Raw genomic sequence first — 18,063 nt, 5'->3', positions numbered from 1 at the left:
AAGATTTGATCTAAGCTAAAAAGTGTTATTTTTGCACGCAATGTTCCCGTAGTTCAATGGATAGAATTTCAGATTCCGGTTCTGAAGATGTGGGTTCGACCCCCGCCGGGAACACACAAAGAAGAGGTTTCAGCTGATGCTGAAACCTTTTTTTATGGAGAAAATTGCAGGTTGAGCATCGCTACGCCATAGCACAAAAGAAAACGAGGTAGTGGCCTGTAAGACCGCTACCTCGTTTTATAATATTAGCCTTTAACTTGTCGACCTAGATGCCTCCAGCCGTTGTGTCGGCAGATGATTCCGGCGCTTTGTCGATCAACTCCATAAACTGATCCAGTTTAGGTGTGATGATAATCTGCGTACGACGGTTTCTTGCCTTGCCATCAGGCGTGTTGTTGTCGGCAATAGGGTTGTACTGCCCGCGACCACCTGCTGTTAAGCGTTTTGGATCTACACCATACTGATTTTGTAGAGCTTGCACCACCGATGATGCGCGAAGCGTACTCAAATCCCAGTTGTTGCGGATATTCGGTTTTGAAATAGGATCGGAATCGGTATTACCTTCAATCAAGACCTCATAATCTTTGTAATCTTGGATGATCTTCGCAATCTTGTTCAGTGTCTCGCCTGCTTTATCGGAAATCTCATAGCTACCCGATTTGTACAACATATTGTCGGATAGGGATATGTAAACAACACCTTTTAGCACTTTAACATCGACGTCACGAAGTTCCTCGCGGCTCAATGAGCGCGTTAGGTTGTTGGTAAGCACGACATTAAGGGAATCACTTTTGTTTTTGGTGTTCACCAAATGTTGGATATACTTGTTGGAGGCATTGATCTCATCCACCAGCTTGGAGATGTTGGCATTTCCCTGGCTATTTTGGTTGATACTGAGATCCAAGGTGCCTTGCAAGCGTCCCAATGCTTCTTTTAGCGATGCATTGTTCTTGCGTTCGTACTCCAATTGGTCTTCGAGGCTTTTAATCTTTGATCTCGCCTCGGTCAGGTCCAATTGACCTTTTTGGTATAGCGCTGCCAAATCTTGGTGCTGCGTTTGCAAAGCTGTATATTTTTTATTGCTTACACAGCTGGCCAAAAACAAACCAGACAGCAATACACCCATCGTTATTATTCTTCTGTTCATCATACGATAGCATTTTATTGGACTAAAGTTACAAAAGTAATGCCTAAACAAAATGGCAACAATTATTAATTATTGTTAAATAATAAAATAAGTAGGATATATCACGTTGTTTCGGTTGTTTTTTGCCCCTTTACTTGGGTACCGGCATAAAAAAATGCGCAACCTATCGGCTGCGCATCGCATAAATTGAAGGGGCTAAAAACTAGCCCAAATAAGATTTTAAAATTTTACTGCGCGAAGTATGGCGTAAGCGCTGTAGCGCTTTGTCTTTGATTTGGCGCACGCGTTCCCTTGTAAGGTTGAACTTTTCGCCAATTTCTTCCAAAGACAACTGGTGGTTGGTACCTAGTCCGAAAAAGAGTACGATAATCTCGCGTTCTCTTTCTGTCAATGTAGCCAACGAACGTTTGATCTCTTCCGACAATGATTCGTCGATCAATAGGCTATCGGTATCGGGATCTGCATTTTCCAAAACATCCAAGAGGGTGTTTTCTTCGCCCTGTACAAAAGGGGCATCCATCGATACATGTCTTCCTGAGTTGCTCAACGTGTCGGAAACCTTATCAACGGTGGTTTCCAAAATGTCTGCCAATTCCTCTGGAGAAGGTTCGCGCTCGTATTCCTGTTCCAATTTGGAGAACGCCTTACTAATCTTGCTCAATGAACCTACCTGATTTAAAGGTAGACGCACGATACGTGACTGTTCAGCAATCGCCTGCAAAATAGACTGACGAATCCACCATACGGCATAAGAAATAAACTTGAAACCCTTAGTTTCATCAAAACGCTTTGCTGCTTTTATCAAGCCTAAATTGCCCTCGTTGATCAGGTCACCTAAGGTGAGTCCTTGATTCTGATATTGTTTTGCAACAGAAACAACGAAACGTAAGTTGGTTTTTGTTAATTTCTCTAAAGCTACTTGGTCACCTTCGCGAATGCGTTGGGCCAAGATTACTTCTTCCTCCGCGGTAATTAAGTCTACTTTACCAATCTCGTGCAAGTACTTGTCAAGCGATTGCGATTCGCGATTGGTAATGGATTGTGTAATTTTGAGCTGTCTCATCTAATGTCTAAAAACCTTTCTCTTTGAAATGTTTGCAAAAATAGTAAATTCTTACGAATTAACCTTCATCTAAGTGTAAATTAATCACTCTGTATGAGGTAGTTAAGAATGGAAGAATAATGCTGTTCAAACAGCAAAAATTATTCCAATTATACCGTTATCCTAGGAATAACGCCCTTATCGACGATTTGTTTTCCTGCGATACAAAAAGATTGACGTTGTAACAGCTTTATTATGAAATGCTTTGACTAGCGGTCGCTTTAATTTTTTGTTGCACAATAAAACTATTGTGTGTCGCAATTGTTACTTGTATACTATGGTTTAAAATATAAAGTCGATCAGCTTATGCCTATTAGGATTCACCTCGATGACATTATGTCAAAAAAAAAGGTCTCTTTAAACGATCTAAGCCAAAAAGTTGGAATAACATTGTCCAATCTATCGATCATCAAGAATGAAAAATCGAAGGCTATACGTTTGAGTACCTTAGACGCCCTGTGTAAAGCGCTTAACTGCCAACCAGGGGATATTATACAGTATGTGGATGACGACGAATAAGGTAGTAGCCTTATTCGAATCGATAACCACGTAAAAATTCTACACTATCCATTTTTTTCTTGCCCTCAAGCTGCAAGGTTTTGAGCAAGATGCTGCCGTCGGCAGTAGCGAAACGAATATAGGTTTTACCGTCGGTTTCATACGTGCCAGCTTCTTTACCTGTTTTAGGACCTTTTTCAGCTTCGAAAATTTTCAATCCCTTGCCCTGTAACTGCGTGAATGCTGTGGGATAAGGACTTAATCCCCGAATGCGGTTGTAAACCTCTTCGGTACTCGCCTTCCAATTTATTTCGCAATCTTCTTTAAAGATTTTAGGAGCAGTTTTTAGATCTGCGGTAATGACATCGTCCTGCGGTATAGGTTGGATGCTATCTGTCTTTATGGCCGCTACGGTTTCTAGCAGCACTTCAGCCCCCGCTAGCATCAATTTGTCATGCAGGATGCCGGCGTTGTCATCTGCACCGATTTCGACCTCTTTAGAGAACAGGATATTTCCTGTATCGATTTCTTGCTGCAGGAGGAAAGTGGTTACGCCCGATTTCTTTTCGCCATTCATAATGGCGTGGTTTATGGGAGCCGCTCCACGGTATTGTGGTAGGAGAGATGCGTGTACATTGATGGTCCCTTTGGCAGGCATGTTCCAAACCAACTCGGGCAACATCCGGAAGGCAACGACAACTTGAAGATCGGCCTTGTAGGAGGCTAGCTCGCTGAGGAAGTCGGGATGGCGTAGCTTTTCCGGTTGTAGTACGGGTATATTATTGGCTACCGCATACTTTTTTACGGCAGATTCCTGAATCTTTTGCCCGCGGCCGGCTGGCTTGTCTACGCCGGTCACCACGGCTACTACGTTTTCTCCTGCCTCCGACAATGCTTGCAACGAAGCAACAGCAAAGTCGGGCGTTCCCATAAATACAATGCGCATAAATTATTCTATTTTATCAGTAATGATGTTGGCATGTCGGTAAGTGACAAAAAATGCTAACTTTGCGAAGGTACAAATTATTTTCAGCTTGAATTTTCCTTACTTCCTTGCTAAGCGGATCATTTTTACAGGCACTCGAACATTTTCGAAGCTTATTGTGCGGGTAACCATCGGTGCCTTGGCATTGGCTATTTCGGCGATTATCCTCTCTGTCGCTATCTTGAAAGGGTTCAAAACGGAGATTATTGACAAGCAACGCGGTTTTTTTGGCGATGTGGTTATCACTAAGAACGATCTTAATGCTTCCTATGAGAATACGCCTATACAGTTGCATAAGGAAGATATCCAAAAGATAAAAGATATTCCGGGCGTGCAGGAAATTACGCCCTTCGCCACCAAGGCGGGTATTATGAATGTCAAAGGTGAAGTGGAAGGGGTTTTGTTAAAGGGGATAGATGGCACGTACAACCAGCAGTTTCTGCAGAAAAATATCGTTAAAGGGGATACCTTGGATTTTTACGATAATGCCAATACCCAACTGTTGATTTCTACCTATTTGGCTAATCGGCTCTCGCTGGACGTAGGCGATAAGTTTATCATGTATTTCATACAAGAGCCGATACGGAAAAGGCCCTTCACCATTAAGGGTATCTACACGACCCACTCGGAAGAGCTCGATAAGACCTATGTGATCGGCTCGCTCGATCTCATACGCCGGTTAAATGATTTGGCGGATACGGATGTTGGGGCTTACCAGATACGCTTGCAATCTTTCGATTCTTTGGAAACAACCGCTGAACATATTGCCGAGCTGTTGCCTATTGAGCTGAATGCATCAACTATTGTGGAGCAGATGCCCGATATTTTTAACTGGCTGAATATGTTGGATATGAACGATAACATCATATTTGCTTTGATGATGATGGTTGCGATTATCAATATGGTGTCGTCTCTGCTCATTAGTATTTTGGAACGATCGGCCATGATCGGTGTGCTGAAGGCCTTGGGCTATGCCAATACAGGTATTCGGCAAGTTTTTCTCTATGGATCGCTGTATCTTATTGGTGCGGGCTTGTTGATTGGCAACCTCATTGCACTTGCACTTTATTTGTTCCAAACGCAAACCCATTTTTTTGCGTTGGATCCTTCTACCTATTATATCGCCTATGTGCCCATGGATATCAGTTGGTACCAAGTTATTGGCCTAAATGCAGCGGTGGCAATTATCGGACTGCTGACCCTTTTTGTTCCGGCGATGCTGATCAGCCGTATCTCGCCAATCAAGACTATACAGTTCAAGTAGTTGTCTTTTTCGTATGCTTGCTAGACAAACGTTGGCGGCGTTGATTTGTTAATCGTATTAGGAATTGGAGCAAAAAACTCGTAAATTCAGGTCCGATTAAAACGAATCATTAGATAGTACATGGATAAATTCTTACAGCATATTTCACACGCATTTTCCACGCCGTTAACCAATCCCGTACTCGTCTTTACCATAATTTTGACGATTATTTTGGTTTCCCCAATCATATTGCGACCTATAAAAGTCCCCGGTATTATTGGGTTTATTCTTTTTGGTGTACTCTTTGGCCCGCATGGACTCAATTGGTTGGCCAAGATCGATAAGGCGACCTTACAAGGGAGCGGTGTCGACGCTATTGATCTTTTTTCAACGATTGGTTTGCTCTATATTATGTTTATTGCAGGGCTTGAGTTGGATATGAACGAATTCAAGAAGACGAAAAACAAGAGCTTGCTTTTCGGTTTTTTGACCTTTATCATCCCGATTAGTATCGGGTTCCCGGTATGTTATTATTTCTTAAACTACGAGTTGTTGCCGAGCGTCTTGATAGCGAGTATGTTCGCCACGCATACCTTGGTTTCTTATCCCATTGTTAATAGTTACGGTATTTCCAAGAACGAAGCCGTTGCGATTACCATTGGGGGAACAATTTTGACGGATACCGCGGTGTTGATTATCTTGGCAATTTTGACGGGTGCGGCGCAAGGGGAGATCAACCAACAGTTTTGGGTGACCTTGGGTGTTTCTTTTGCTTTATTTCTGTTTATTATGTTCGGGGTTATCCCGCGCATTGCGAAGTGGTTTTTCCAAAAGATCGAGAGCGAGAAAACCGCGCATTATATCTTTGTCTTGGCCGTGGTTTTCTTTGCAGCTTTCCTAGCCGAAATAGCCGGATTGGAACCTATTATCGGTGCTTTTGTGGCGGGCTTGGCATTGAACAAGTTGATCCCGCATTCGTCGGCTTTGATGAATCGTATCGAGTTTATCGGAAACGCGATCTTCATTCCTTTTTTCCTCATTTCTGTGGGGATGATTGTCGATGTGAGCGTACTCACCAAAGGGCCGATGGCCTTAATTATTGCGGGTACATTGACCTTGGTCGCCGTGACAGGTAAGTTTTTAGCCGCTACGGCGACAAAATTGGTTTTTAAATACTCCAAGAACCAACGGAATCTGATATTCGGATTGAGTAATGCGCATGCTGCTGCCACCTTGGCCATTATTATGGTGGGCTATGATAAAGAAATTATCGATGAAAATGTGTTGAACGGTACCATCGTATTGATTTTGATTACCTGCATCATTGCATCTATCGTGACGGAGAATGCGTCTCGACGCATTGTTATGGAGGGGCATCAAGATGATGAACATGTGGAGCATGTGCCGGAGCATGAGGAGCAAATCTTGATTCCGATTGCTAACCTGGCCAGCATGGAGCCAATCTTGGACTTCGCGACGCTGATCAAGTCTAAAAAATCGCACCACCCCTTGAATATATTAAGCGTGGTGGCCGATAACGAACAGGCCGAATTGAATCTGGCCAATGCACGTAAAAACCTCGATAATATGGCTCGCTATGCGTCGGGATCGGAAACAGAAGTAGAGCTGTTGACAACCATCGACTTTAATATTGCCAGCGGGATAGGGCGTACATCAAAAGAGCTTTTTGCAGATTGTCTCATTCTGGGCTGGCCCAGTGCCACCTCCTTTATTGAAAAGATCGTGGGCGAGAAAACAGAAAGCATATTGAATCGTACGGATGCTAATCTGTTCATGTGTCGTTTGGACAAATCGTTCGTTTCGCATAAATCTATCGTGATCTTTGTGCCGCCGCTGGCGGAATCTGAAGTGGGCTTTGAATATTGGCTGGAAAAGATTTTGAAGCTGGGACAGGAACTGTCCTTGCCATTACGCTTCGTGTGCGATAGCCGTACACAAGGGGCTTTGCAAGAATTGCCGCTTATGAGCAAAACGAGTGTGCCCCATGGTTTTGAAAATTATGAGGATTGGGATAACATCTATGGACTGGCCGCGTTTAATACAGTAGATGCATTGTTGGTATTCGTATCATCACGCTATGGGGAGGTGTCCTACCGGGATTCGCTGGATGGTTTGGCTAAGCGTATAGGGCGCTATTTCAAAAACCAAAACCTGCTCCTTATTTTTCCGAGCAGGCGTGAAAATCAGCATATCGACGATTATGAGGATGTACAGACCGCGCCGATATTCCGCAAGATCAGCCGTGAAATCGGAAATATGTTTAACAAGGAAAAATAAAAACCCCCAAAGACCATGGAAGGAAGAATTTCGATACAAGAAACAGGACAACTGCAGGTTCCGGACCAACCGACAATACCCTTTGTCATCGGTGATGGGATAGGGCCTGATATCTGGAAAGCAGCCGTACGTGTATTTGATCAAGCGGTAGAAAAATACTACCAAGGCAAACGAAAGATTGTATGGAAGGAAGTGCTGGCCGGCGAAAAAGCCTATGACGAAACGGGCAATTGGCTTCCTGAGGAAACATTGACTGCTTTTCGCGACTATGTCGTTGGTATTAAAGGGCCACTTACTACGCCTATTGGAGGTGGTATTCGATCGCTCAATGTGGCATTGCGTAAAGCCTTGGACTTGTATGTCTGCTTGCGACCTACGCGTTGGTATGAAGGCGTGCCATCGCCGGTTAAGCATCCGGAGTATGTGGATATGGTGATCTTTCGGGAGAATACTGAAGATATTTATGCGGGCATTGAATTTGCCGCAGGCTCTATCGAAGCGGATAAGATACAAGGTTTTTTGCTGGGTGAATTGAATATAGACTATGGTTTTTCGGACAGCACGGGGGTCGGCATTAAGCTGGTATCCGAAGAAGGGTCGAAGCGCTTGGTGCGAGCGGCTATTTCTTATGCGATTGCAAACCATAAGCCATCGGTGACGATTGTGCACAAAGGCAATATCATGAAGTTTACTGAAGGAGCCTTTAAACAGTGGGGTTTTGAGGTGGCCGAAACGGAGTTTGCCGAACATACCTACACCTGGGGGCAGTGGGAGCGAACGAAGGTATCAGCCGGGCAGGAAGCGGCCAATGCAGAGCAGCAGCAGGCGGAACGCGATGGTAAAGTGATCATTAAAGATATGATTGCTGATAATTTTTTACAGCAGATTTTGTTGGCACCTCGTGATTTCTCGGTGGTGGCTACATTGAACCTGAATGGTGACTATATTTCTGATGCGCTAGCAGCCATGGTTGGTGGGATAGGTATTGCGCCGGGCGCCAATATTAATTACGCTACGGGACACGCAATCTTTGAGGCTACCCACGGTACGGCTCCCCGTTTTGCCAATACCGATACGATGAATCCCTCGTCGGTTATCTTAAGTGGGGCGATGATGCTCGACTATATAGGTTGGACAGAGGCTGCAGCCGGGATCCGGCAGGCGCTGGCCGAAACGATCAAACAACGCACCGTGACGGTTGATTTTTATAATTTGATGGAGGATGCAACACTTTTAAAGACAAGTGCGTTTGCCGATGCAATTATCGCTAAACTTTAAAAGGCCAATTGGAAAATCGTATGAATTTGGAAAACTTACCTGCTTTTGTGCGTGAATCTCAGGTGTTGGATGATGGAGATCGGTTGCAGCTGTCGGCATTTGGGCGTCTGCCCGATGAAGACGAGGTGGACGAAATTCGATCGCTGCCGGAAGTACGCGATTTATTGCAGGCCTTTATTGGCGATGAAAGCACGAGAAACACACACCTACAGCTGAAGGCAAAGGACTACCTCCAAAAGGGTGATGTGGCCATGGCTTGGAAAACGCTTTTGCTCTAGTCTGCTGTTCTCAACGTTTAATCTTCAGCCGCATACGACAATGTAGCACGTCTAGCTTTTGCGATTTGTAGATTCACGCGGCAGCAAAATAGGGCTCAAGATGACTGGCTCCATTGTTTTTTCTTCCAAATGTTTCCGCTCTATAATTTTTAAAAACAGCTTTGCACATTCTTTACCCATTTGTATCGCCTGCTGGTCGATGGTCGATAGGCTAGGGATGATATGCTCTGAAAAATTTTGGTTGGCAAAGCCGATAACGCCAATGCTTGGAGGCGTGATATGTTGTTCGTGGAGCGCCTTGATGATGCCCAGTGCTACATAATCGTCTCCACCGATGATGGCATCTGGCCTATCTTTTAAACGCAAGAGGTTGTTGGTGCCGGTATATCCGCCTTCGACGGTGAGTTCGCCCAAGATCGCATAGGATGGGTTTGGGCTTATTCCGGCTTCGCGGAGTGCTTTTTGATATCCTTCATAGCGCTCTCTAAAAATTTTTATCCGGTGCTTAGTCGTGATGTAGGCAATTTTTCTGTAGCCCTTGTCGAGTAGATGTTTGGTGGCAAGGTAGCCGGCTTGTTCGTCGTTGATCTTGACCACAGGTGCATCTAGGTTATCATGTGTACGGTCAAAAATAATCAATGGCTTACCTTCTTCTTTGACCTTCTCAAAATGCGATATATCCTCTTCTGTTTCGAGGGATAGCGATGCGATGATGCCATCTACCTGTGCTTCTAAAAGTGTGGATATCCCGTCCTTTTCAGATTCTAAGGATTCGTTGGTCTGGTAGAGCAAGGTGCTATAGCCGAATGACTTTAAATATTTTTCTAAGGAATGGATAACCGAAGCAAAAAATTGGATTTGGGCACTGGGTAGGAGCACCCCGATGATGTAGGTTTTTCCCGATGTAAGCGAAGATGCCACCTTATTGGGGCGATAATTCAATTTCTTCGCCATCTCCAATACGGCTTCGCGCGTACTTTCACTGATAGTAGATATGTTGTTTAATGCTCTGGATACCGTAGAAACGGTTATATTAAGTTCCTTTGCGATATCGTAAATCGTCGTTTTCTTTGCCAAAATGAATCTGTTTTGAGAAATATATTTTGTAAATATAAAATTTTATAAATAATTTTATGCAAGCGGTTGCATTTATACCCAATTAGACATATGTTATTACTAGGAATAGATTTGGGAACCTCGTCAATCAAGGTTTCTATTATAGACGCACAAACGAACAAAAGGATTGTTTCTGCGCAATATCCAGAGTCGGAAGCGCCTATTCTTTCTGATCGGCCGGGCTGGGCAGAGCAGGATCCGCGGAGCTGGTGGAATTTCACCAAACTGGCCATACAAAAAGCGCATCGTTCGGGACTTTATGATCCGAAGGATATTGCTAGCATCGGCATTGCCTACCAAATGCACGGCTTAGTGCTTGTCGATGATAAACAACAACCGCTGCGCAATGCAATTATTTGGTGCGATAGTAGAGCCGTGGATATCGGGAATCGTGCCATGGAGGATCTGCAGGGAGCAGATTTTCTAGCCACACACCTCAATTCCCCGGGTAATTTTACGGCATCGAAACTGGCTTGGGTAAAAGAAAATGAGCCTGCGGTGTATGCAAAGGCACACAAATTCATGTTGCCCGGAGATTACCTTGGCACGTGTTTAACCGGAGAAATCAATTCCAATATCAGTTCCATATCTGAAGGTGTACTTTGGAACTTCCAAACCAATAGCTTATCCAGCACATTATTGGACTACTATGGTATTGATGAGGCCTTGGTGCCCGAATTGCGTCCGGTGTTTTCCAACTACGGAAGTTTAAAAGCCGCAGTGGCTGAAGAACTCGGACTTTCCCTCGAGGTTTCTGTAAACTATAAAGCTGGAGACCAACCCAACAATGCCTTATCACTTAATGTATTTGAGCCGGGCGAGGTGGCAGCGACAGCCGGCACCTCGGGTGTTATCTATGCCGTGACGGACAGCCTGCTGTACGATCAGGAATCGCGCGTAAACACTTTTGCCCATGTAAACCATCAGCAAGAAAAGCCTAATTTGGGGGTACTCCTCTGTATCAACGGCACGGGAATACAAAATAGTTGGATAAAAAAAATATCCGCTGCTGGCTATGATTACGACAAAATCAACGAGTTGGCGGCCGCTGTCCCCATCGGATCGGAGGGGGTGCGTATCCTTCCTTTTGGAAACGGCGCTGAACGTATGTTGAAAAATAAGACGGTGCATGCGCATATCGAGCAGGTTGATTTTGTAAGGCATGGCGAAGCACAGTTGTGGCGTGCAGCACAAGAGGGCATTGCCTTTGCCTTTCGTTATGGACTCGATATTTTACGTGATAATGGCTTGCATCCCAAGGTTATTAAGGCAGGTTATGCTAACCTGTTCTTGAGTCCTGTGTTTCAACAGTCTTTTGCGGGTGTTACCAATGTGTCGGTGGAGCTGTATGACAATGATGGCAGTGTAGGAGCGGCGCTGGGAGCCGGTATGGGTGCAGGAATCTATGGCTCTCGCGAGGAGGCATTTGCCGGTCTGCAACGGCGTGCTATCGTAGTGCCCGAAGCGGTGGAACACTATGAAGCCCTTTATCAAGAATGGAAACAAAGCTTAGAACATAAACTTTCAAATTTAATATAAATGGACATTTTATTAGGAAATCAAACCTATTTTAAGGCGATCGGGCAAATCAAATACGAAGGACCCGATTCGGACAACCCTTTGGCTTTTCGCTGGTACGACGCGTCGCGTGTTATTGCCGGTAAAACAATGGCCGAGCATTTCAAGTTCGCTTGCGCCTATTGGCATTCATTCAATGGCAATGGATCTGATCCTTTTGGCGGTGGAACGCATTTCTTTCCTTGGGATCAAAAGACGGCAATCTTGGACCGTGCAAAAGATAAAATGGATGCTGCCTTTGAGTTTATGACGAAAATGCAACTTCCTTATTATTGTTTTCATGATGTGGATCTTGTGGATTTTACGGATAACGTGGTGGAAAATGAGCAAAACTTGGCCGAGATCGTCGCTTATGCGAAGGAAAAGCAGCAGCAAAGCGGTATTAAGTTGCTATGGGGTACGGCCAATTTGTTCAGCCACCATCGCTATATGAACGGCGCATCTACTAATCCTGAATTTCATGTGTTGGCTCATGGAGGAGCGCAGGTAAAAGCTGCCTTGGATGCTACTATTGCATTGGGCGGTGAAAACTATGTATTTTGGGGTGGTCGTGAAGGCTATATGTCACTGTTGAATACCAACATGAAACGCGAACAGGAGCATCTGGCTCGTTTCCTTCACCTTGCTAAAGACTATGCGCGTAAAAACGGGTTTACGGGAACTTTCTTTATCGAACCTAAGCCTTGTGAGCCTACCAAGCATCAATATGATTACGATGCGGCTACGGTGATCGGTTTCTTGCAGAAGTATGATTTGTTGGGTGACTTTAAACTGAACCTCGAAGTAAACCATGCTACTTTAGCTGGGCATACATTTCAGCATGAATTGCAGGTAGCTGCGGATGCGGGGTTGCTAGGATCCATAGACGCTAATCGTGGTGATGCACAAAATGGTTGGGATACGGATCAGTTTCCGACAGATTTGAATGAGCTGACCGAATCGTTATTGATTATCTTGGAAGCTGGTGGTTTGCAAGGTGGTGGTGTGAACTTCGATGCGAAGATTCGAAGAAATTCAACTGATCCGGCAGATTTGTTCTATGCCCATATTGGCGGAATGGATAATTTTGCACGAGCCTTGGTTATCGCGGATAATATCCTGCAAAAGTCGGATTACAAGAAGATTCGTGCTGAGCGTTATGCTAGTTTTGATACAGGGGCTGGAGCGGACTATGAAAAAGGTAAGCTCACGCTAGAAAGCCTTCGCGATTACGCGGTAGCACATGGCGAGCCTGCACGTATTAGTGGCAAACAGGAATATTTGGAAAATTTAATCAATAGATACATTTAATTTCTGAGATCTTTTGTTACCTTAGCGACAGTGATCAAATAAACCGTATGAATAATATACTATCGACCAAAGACTATTTGGTGTTTCTCGTTTACTTCGTTATTGTCGCTGCATATGGCATCTGGGTTTACAATAAAAAGCGATCCAGGGTGATAGGAGGCGATTCAAAGGACTACTTTTTGGCCGAAGGTTCATTGACTTGGTGGGCCATTGGTGCTTCGTTAATTGCATCCAATATCTCGGCCGAGCAATTTATCGGGATGAGTGGTTCAGGGTTCAAAATGGGGCTTGCTATTGCCACCTACGAGTGGATGGCTGCCATCACGTTAATCATTGTTGCTGTGTTTTTTATACCGGTTTATCTGAAGAATAAGATCTTCACGATGCCGCAATTTCTGAACAAGCGCTACAACGGTACGGTGGCCATGATTATGGCGGTCTTTTGGCTGATGCTTTATGTGGTGGTCAACTTAACATCCATTTTGTATCTGGGGGCTTTGGCGGTAAGTAGTATTTCTGGGTTTAGCATTGAGCTCTGTATGTATGCCATTGCGGTATTTGCGGTGATCATTACGCTCGGGGGCATGAAGGTAATCGGTTATACGGATGTGATCCAAGTGTTCTTCCTGATTTTGGGGGGCTTGGCCACGACCTACTTGGCCTTGGATCTCGTTTCTCAACATTATGGTGGCGAAGGCGTGATCAATGGCTACGGTATCATGGTGAACAAGGCAACTGAACATTTTCATATGATCCTGAAAACGGACAACGAGAATTACTTGGATTTGCCGGGGTTATCGGTGCTGATCGGTGGTATGTGGATTGTAAACCTTAACTATTGGGGCTGTAATCAATACATCACCCAACGTGCACTGGGGGCGGATTTGAAGACGGCTCGGAATGGACTTTTGTTTGCTGCTTTCCTCAAGTTATTGATGCCTATTATCGTGGTGTTGCCCGGTATTGCGGCGTATGTGCTTTGGAAAGATGGTCTTTTCCAGACAGAGATGTTGCAAGGAGGGGAAGTGAATCCTGATAGGGCCTATCCGGTATTGTTGAACCTGTTGCCGGCTGGTTTGAAAGGTTTGTCTTTTGCTGCGCTTACAGCAGCAGTGGTGGCCTCTTTAGCGGGTAAGGCAAATAGTATTGCGACGATATTTTCGCTGGACATCTACCAAAAGGTATTCAATAAAACAGCGAGCGAACGGCAGTTGGTGAATACGGGTAAAATCACGATTATCGTTTCGATGATTTTGGCGGTGTTGATTGCACCACATTTGGGAATCGACAAAAAAGGTGGTTTTCAATATATCCAAGAATATACGGGATTTGTTTCTCCGGGTATCTTTGCGATGTTTATCTTGGGCTTCTTTTGGAAGAAAGCAACACCCAATGCTGCACTTTTCGCTACGATCGGCGGATTCCTACTTTCTGTAGGCTTTAAGTTCTTGCCCAAGGCGGTGGATCTTTCGTTCTTAAGCAGTAGCGGCTTCTCCGTACTGAGTCCTGTGAGTGGTTTGTACGAGATTCCATTCTTGGATCGTATGGGCTTTGTGTTCATTATCTGTATTGTCGGCATGTATTTGATCAGCGTTATCGAAACATCTCGTGGCGTGGTGCCCAATGGACTGGAGGTTGATACCAAGATGTTCAAAGCACACCCCGGATTTGTTGCTGGTGCGCTTGGAGTAGCGATTGCTACGGCCGTTTTATATGCGATCTATTGGTAATAAAGAGTCAGAAAAAGAATATACAACAAAGGAGTTTGCCCTGCTGGGCAAACTCCTTTGCTTTTTAGCCTATTTTGACGGAGGTCATGGTCAATGCACCCGCTACTGGGCTATCATTAAAGAGGAAGATATCGTCCTGCTTGTCTTGTAGTGCCAGACTATACAAGAGGGGTAAATAGTGCTCTGGGGTTGGGATCGCCAAGTCGAAGGCACGCCCTTGCTTGCGGAAGTCGATTAACGCTTGGTGATTACCATTTTGTATCCATGCTTTCATGGATTCATTGGCCTCAATTGCCCAGTCGTAACCGTAGCTTTCATTCAGGTGTTGCCAAGATACCATGCGTAGGTTGTGTACCATGTTGCCACTACCCACAATGAGGACACCCTTGTGCCTTAGCGTGGCGAGTTCCTTCGCTAGGTTGTAGTGGTAGCTAGGGGGCTGGGTGTAGTCTATGCTCATTTGTACAACGGGCACATCGGCTTTTGGGTAAAGGTGTTTTACCACCGACCAAGAGCCATGATCGAGGCCCCATTTGTCATCGAGGTGAATGTCGGTGCTGCTCACGATCTCTTTAGTTGCTTTTGCCAAGTCGGGGCTGCCCGGTGCGGGATACTGCACGTCGAATAGAGCCTGAGGAAAGCCTCCGAAGTCGTGGATGGTTTGCGGATGCTCCATCGCGGTCACTAAGGTGCCCCGGGTTTCCCAATGGGCAGAAATAACCAAAATGGCGCTAGGCTTCTCCATCTCGCGGCCTAGCCGACGAAATTCATCGACAAACTCGTTTTCCTCGATGGCGTTCATTGGACTGCCATGCCCCAAAAAGAGGACAGGCATTTTAGCGGTATGATGGGCTTCATCCAAAAAGCGATTCAGGCTGTTGAGCTTCACTGCTGCACCAGCCAGTGGCAATGTGGAAGCGAGTGCTATAAAGTCTTTGCGTGTCATTTGCTGTAATCCTTTCGTATTTGAATAGTACAAAATTGCGCATTTTGTGACAGCGGGGGTTATGATAAATCGGAAAAAGGGTTGGGTTTTTAGGAAAATAGGCCTTTGATTTCTTCCCTGAACTCGGAAGGCGTTTGACCGGATTTCTTTTTGAAAGTGTGGGAGAAATGTGCTTTATCGCTGTAGCCAAGTTCGTAACCTATATCGGCAATAGGTCGATCGGTCGTCATCAGCAGATTTTTTGCTTCGATAAGCTTTCTAGTTTCGATGATTTCCGAAACCGATTGCTGCATAATGTTTTGGCAGATGAGGTTGAGGTTTCGCGAACTCATAAAAAGCTTCTCGGCATAGAAGGCTACACCCTCTGCACGCCTAAAGTTCTCCTCTAGGATAGATAAAAAGGTACCAAATGTGGTGTTTTGATTGGCTAGCAGGCTATCTGTTTGGGGTTGCTGCTTCTTCCGTTCGGACTCGATCATGACAAATAGAGCACTCAGTAGGCTTTTTACCACGGCGAGATCTGGATTTGCTTGTTTCATTTCTCCTTCCATCAGGATGCAAAGCGTCAACAGGCGGTCGAAGCAGCTGTTTTGCTGCAGGGCGATGTTTGCATTATCGTGGTAGGCTGCATAAAGGTTGAATGTTGTTTCGGGAATAAACTCGCTCTTAAAGCGAATAACCCAAAAATCACAATCGCTGTTGACGGTAATAGGTTGGATGCGATGTACCTTGCCCTTGGCCACAAAAATTACAAATGGAGCGGTGTACAGGGCTGACTTGTAATCAATGAAGTGCGCTGCTTTTCCTTTTACTCCTATAATAAGTTCTTCAAAATCATGATGGTGTATGTTGTTTGTTGAACGTTCAATATGCGCTACATCGGATGGCTGTATTTTATAAAGCTTAAACAGATCAGTCATTTGTTTTCTCTTATTACATTACTAAAATACATAAAAATGAAGATTGCAAGCTTGCTTTGTGCTAGAAACGGCAGATGGAAATTGTGAAAACGGGGAGAAATACGTTGGTTCTTTATAGACAGCATCTTTTACGCTGTAAACTTCGTTGCTCTGTATTTCTCCCTGTTTGTTTTTGGACGCTTAGTATCCCGGATTCTGTTGTGCAGCTATACCGGGGTTCGCATTGATTTCGTCCTGCGAGATCGGTAGGATCAATTTATAGAAACTGCTATTTATGGAAGTTTCGCGGGTAGGCACGCTGATTCCCGCGAAAGCATCATCAAAGCTGATGGTCTTCTGCAGTCTTAGCATATCAAAATAGCGCAGGCCTTCTTGATAAAATTCTTTGCTTTTTTCGGCTAAGATCAGCGCTTCGCTTACGCTGTTAGCATCGATAGCAGGCAGATTGGGAGATCGTTTATGTATCTCTTGCGTGTAGGCTGCGGCTTTTGCTCGGTCAGGAGCAGGGAGCTTCAGGGCTGCTTCGGCCGCAATGAGGTATAGTTCAGAGAGGCGGATGACCTTGATGTTGACGGCCGTGTAATTGGCAGACCCTTTGTCGCCAGCAAAGGTTGTCGATCCGAGGTATTTGTAGCAGGAACCCAAACGGTTGGCGGAGGACTCATCGCGCGCCATGACGCCCCAGCGCACATCGTCCGGGTCTTGCCCCAAAGCCGTTAAGAAACCGCTGCTAGCCAAGAAATTGCCGAGGGCGCCTGTTTGGTGTCCGCGGCGCATAAAATAGAAGCCCAAGGAGGCGCGGGCGAGATCCGCTTGGTTTTGCTCGATAACAAGTTCGTAGATGGACTCGGATCCAAACTGGCTTTGCCAGGCATTTACCCATTGGGTGTTGCTGTACAGATTGTATAATCCACTTTCGATAACTTCTTCCGCTGCTGCGAGCGCTTCCGTGTAATTTCCCATCGTCAGGTACACACGTGCCTGTAAAGCTTTGTTTGCATAGAAATTAAGGTATCCATCACGCTTGGTTTTAGGGAGGCCAGTTTCTCCAGCAATCAGATCGGCGACAATCTGTTGGTAGTTTTCTTCTACGGTCGAACGCAGGGGCTTTTCATTGTAATTTAACGTTTTGATCACCATCGGCACACCGAATGCCGTCCTGTCGGTAGCAAAAGGTTTTCCGTAGATACGTACTAAGTCAAAGTAGGCTAGTGCTCGTAAGGTGTAGGCTTCGCCCTTGGCTATGGCAAAGTTTTCTGTTGATCCAGCTGCTTCTAATCGGGTTATATTCTCCAGCAGGTTATTGGTTTGGTAGATGACGTTGTAAATCGTTGTCCAAAAACTGGAAAAACTATTGGCCTGCGGGTTATGGTTAAAGGTGTAAAAGGCGTCTAAACCGCGGCCCTGTGAAAAGAGCGTGACATCGCCGCCTTTGGCTTCGCCGTAGACGATGAAATTACGGCCGTAGTAGGCAGAGTTGGTCATCTGCCGTTGTATGCCATTGATTACAATTTGTGCATCGTTTGCGGTTTGTATGGCTATGTCTGCATCGGCCGCATTGGCTGGCGGCACATCCAAAAAATCTTTGCAGGCACTACTGAACAGGGATAGGAGTAGGGCACAACTTATTAGTTTTATATATGCTTTCATGATG

At 45.1% G+C, this 18,063-nt stretch carries 15 protein-coding genes and 1 tRNA gene; 9 read left to right on the top strand and 7 right to left on the bottom strand.

Annotation, left to right across the window (positions count from 1 at the left end; translation table 11 throughout):
* Positions 1-42: 42 nt before the first annotated feature.
* Positions 43-114 (top strand) — tRNA-Arg (locus SCB77_RS02020).
* Between the two features lie 151 nt (positions 115-265).
* On the opposite strand, the gene SCB77_RS02015 is transcribed toward SCB77_RS02020, so the two are convergent.
* Positions 266-1,147, bottom strand: a complete 882-nt coding sequence (locus tag SCB77_RS02015; protein ID WP_380935297.1) for an OmpA/MotB family protein — start codon at positions 1,145-1,147, stop codon at positions 266-268.
* Between the two features lie 202 nt (positions 1,148-1,349).
* Positions 1,350-2,210: a sigma-70 family RNA polymerase sigma factor gene (locus SCB77_RS02010; RefSeq protein WP_274265926.1), complete on the bottom strand. Its 861-nt coding sequence runs from the start codon at positions 2,208-2,210 to the stop codon at positions 1,350-1,352.
* Positions 2,211-2,555: 345 nt separating this feature from the next.
* Here SCB77_RS02010 and SCB77_RS02005 point away from each other — a divergent pair, with 345 nt between their 5' ends.
* A complete protein-coding gene (locus SCB77_RS02005) occupies positions 2,556-2,768 on the top strand; it encodes a helix-turn-helix domain-containing protein (RefSeq protein ID WP_320184762.1) in 213 nt (70 codons plus the stop codon).
* A 10-nt stretch (positions 2,769-2,778) separates the two neighbouring features.
* Here the strand turns inward: SCB77_RS02005 and fmt are convergent, their stop codons facing one another.
* Positions 2,779-3,693, bottom strand: coding sequence for a methionyl-tRNA formyltransferase (fmt, locus tag SCB77_RS02000; protein WP_320184761.1), 915 nt, complete (start codon positions 3,691-3,693; stop codon positions 2,779-2,781).
* A gap of 157 nt (positions 3,694-3,850) precedes the next feature.
* On the opposite strand from fmt, the gene SCB77_RS01995 reads away from it, so the two are divergent.
* The 4 genes from SCB77_RS01995 (at position 3,851) to SCB77_RS01980 (ending at position 8,829) form a co-directional block, all read left to right on the top strand.
* Entirely contained in the window at positions 3,851-4,996 is a 1,146-nt protein-coding gene (locus SCB77_RS01995; protein ID WP_320184760.1) for an ABC transporter permease, read from the top strand.
* A gap of 120 nt (positions 4,997-5,116) precedes the next feature.
* Entirely contained in the window at positions 5,117-7,273 is a 2,157-nt protein-coding gene (locus SCB77_RS01990) for a cation:proton antiporter (RefSeq protein WP_320184759.1), read from the top strand.
* 15 nt (positions 7,274-7,288) lie between these two features.
* Entirely contained in the window at positions 7,289-8,551 is a 1,263-nt protein-coding gene (gene icd / locus SCB77_RS01985) for an NADP-dependent isocitrate dehydrogenase (RefSeq protein ID WP_320184758.1), read from the top strand.
* Between the two features lie 20 nt (positions 8,552-8,571).
* Positions 8,572-8,829: a hypothetical protein gene (locus SCB77_RS01980; RefSeq protein ID WP_320184757.1), complete on the top strand. Its 258-nt coding sequence runs from the start codon at positions 8,572-8,574 to the stop codon at positions 8,827-8,829.
* A gap of 51 nt (positions 8,830-8,880) precedes the next feature.
* Here the strand turns inward: SCB77_RS01980 and SCB77_RS01975 are convergent, their stop codons facing one another.
* Positions 8,881-9,906 carry a LacI family DNA-binding transcriptional regulator gene (locus SCB77_RS01975; RefSeq protein ID WP_320184756.1) on the bottom strand — a complete coding sequence of 342 codons (1,026 nt, stop codon included), beginning with the start codon at positions 9,904-9,906 and terminating at the stop codon, positions 8,881-8,883.
* Between the two features lie 90 nt (positions 9,907-9,996).
* Between SCB77_RS01975 and SCB77_RS01970 the strand changes: the two genes are divergently transcribed.
* The 3 genes from SCB77_RS01970 to SCB77_RS01960 are packed head-to-tail and all read left to right on the top strand — an operon-like array spanning position 9,997 to position 14,543.
* Complete coding sequence (locus SCB77_RS01970; protein WP_320184755.1) at positions 9,997-11,484, top strand: xylulokinase; 1,488 nt, start codon at positions 9,997-9,999, stop codon at positions 11,482-11,484.
* Positions 11,485-12,813 (top strand): xylose isomerase, encoded by a 1,329-nt coding sequence (xylA, locus tag SCB77_RS01965; protein WP_320184754.1) that lies wholly within the window; start codon positions 11,485-11,487, stop codon positions 12,811-12,813.
* A 47-nt stretch (positions 12,814-12,860) separates the two neighbouring features.
* Positions 12,861-14,543: a sodium/sugar symporter gene (locus SCB77_RS01960; protein ID WP_320184753.1), complete on the top strand. Its 1,683-nt coding sequence runs from the start codon at positions 12,861-12,863 to the stop codon at positions 14,541-14,543.
* A 64-nt stretch (positions 14,544-14,607) separates the two neighbouring features.
* Here the strand turns inward: SCB77_RS01960 and ygiD are convergent, their stop codons facing one another.
* The 3 genes from ygiD to SCB77_RS01945 all read right to left on the bottom strand — a co-directional run bounded on the left by ygiD (position 14,608) and on the right by SCB77_RS01945 (position 18,059).
* Positions 14,608-15,489 carry a 4,5-DOPA-extradiol-dioxygenase gene (gene ygiD / locus SCB77_RS01955; protein WP_320184752.1) on the bottom strand — a complete coding sequence of 294 codons (882 nt, stop codon included), beginning with the start codon at positions 15,487-15,489 and terminating at the stop codon, positions 14,608-14,610.
* 89 nt (positions 15,490-15,578) lie between these two features.
* On the bottom strand, positions 15,579-16,409 hold the full coding sequence (locus SCB77_RS01950; RefSeq protein ID WP_320184751.1) for an AraC family transcriptional regulator: 831 nt from the start codon (positions 16,407-16,409) through the stop codon (positions 15,579-15,581).
* 180 nt (positions 16,410-16,589) lie between these two features.
* Positions 16,590-18,059, bottom strand: coding sequence for a RagB/SusD family nutrient uptake outer membrane protein (locus tag SCB77_RS01945; RefSeq protein ID WP_320184750.1), 1,470 nt, complete (start codon positions 18,057-18,059; stop codon positions 16,590-16,592).
* Between the last annotated feature and the right edge of the window lie 4 nt (positions 18,060-18,063).

It is taken from the genome of Sphingobacterium bambusae, assembly GCF_033955345.1.
In the GTDB taxonomy this organism is placed as follows: domain Bacteria; phylum Bacteroidota; class Bacteroidia; order Sphingobacteriales; family Sphingobacteriaceae; genus Sphingobacterium; species Sphingobacterium bambusae.
The sequence above is the reverse complement of the archived record's forward strand: the minus strand, read 5'-3'. Positions and strand labels throughout refer to the sequence as shown.